A 776-nucleotide genomic window follows, 5' to 3' on the forward strand; every position below is an offset into this window, starting at 1 on the left:
GCGCGGCGAGGGCGGGGCGCTCGGGGCGGGCCAGCAGCCGGTTCACCGGGGTGGTCGCGAGGCGGCCGAAAGCCGCGTGCAGCCGGGCCTGGTCGAGCGCGTTGCCCAGTGGGGGGCGGGAGCCCAGCCGGGCGGCCCGGGGTCCGGTCCTGGCGTGCGGGGTCCGGGTGCGGTGGGTTCGGGCGCGCGGGGCGCTTGCCAGGGCGCGTGCGGCGGTGAGTGCGCCCCGCGCGCTCCCCGCGGCGACGGTGACGCCCGCGCGGTGGTGGCGTCCCTCGCTGTGGACGAGCACGCCCGGCGAGAACGTCCGTAGCGCGGCGTCCGAGAGGGCGGGGGTGCGGAGCAGTTCCGGGTACGAGGTGTTGAGCATCTGGCCGATGCGGTCGAGCCGGAAGCCGTCGAGGTGCTCGGTGGCCATCCTGCCGCCGATGTAAGGGGCGGCCTCCAGGACGGTGACTGTTACGCCGGCGCGGGTCAACTGATGAGCGGCCGACAGGCCGGCGATTCCGGCGCCAATGATGACGACGTCCGCGTGATGTTCAGTACTGAGCACGTGCCCCTCCCCGAGGTCGGCGCGGCTGTGCGGGTCGGGGCTGGTGCCTCGGCCGGGGTCGAGACTAGGAAGGGAACGGGCTGTTCGCAGTCGCGCAGTGGCGGGGGCATGGGAGCGTGTAGGGCGCACGGGGTCGCCTCCGGCGAGGTTTGCGGGTTCGTCGCGGGGTTGCCGGGGTCCTGTCCGGTGGGCCGGGTTCGTGCCTGCGGCGGGCTGTCCGGGG

1 protein-coding gene is annotated in these 776 nt (G+C 75.5%); it reads right to left on the reverse strand.

The window, feature by feature from the left end:
* The coding region (locus BHU15_RS37635; RefSeq protein ID WP_141726995.1) for an FAD-dependent oxidoreductase at positions 1–553 on the reverse strand (553 nt) is incomplete at its 3' end.
* Between the last annotated feature and the right edge of the window lie 223 nt (positions 554–776).

It is taken from the genome of Streptomyces niveus (assembly GCF_001723055.1).
Lineage (GTDB): Bacteria > Actinomycetota > Actinomycetes > Streptomycetales > Streptomycetaceae > Streptomyces > Streptomyces niveus.